At 44.9% G+C, this 243-nt stretch carries 1 protein-coding gene; it reads right to left on the reverse strand.

Features of this window, described 5'->3' with window-relative positions; all coding sequences use genetic code 11:
* Positions 1 to 243: histidine kinase dimerization/phospho-acceptor domain-containing protein (locus AAEY62_RS24230; protein ID WP_350637019.1), on the reverse strand; the 243-nt coding region annotated here is incomplete at both ends.

Raw genomic sequence — 243 nt, forward strand, 5'->3', positions numbered from 1 at the left:
CCATATCAGTAGCTTGCATAGTGTAATGCATGCCCCCTAACTCTGCGCTATTGAGCATATGCAAATCGTCTATTAAGCGCTTTAAATGCAGGGCTTCGTCGTTGGCCGAGTTTATATTTTTTGCATTTGGCTCGCGTATGCCAAGTAGCATAGCTTCAAGCTCACCAAGCAAAATGCTCATTGGCGTTCTAAGCTCATGAGAAATATTGGCAAGCCAGCGTTTACGTACTTGCTCGTCTTTGG

Source organism: Pseudoalteromonas sp. GW168-MNA-CIBAN-0100 (assembly GCF_040309225.1).
Classification (GTDB): domain Bacteria; phylum Pseudomonadota; class Gammaproteobacteria; order Enterobacterales; family Alteromonadaceae; genus Pseudoalteromonas; species Pseudoalteromonas arctica.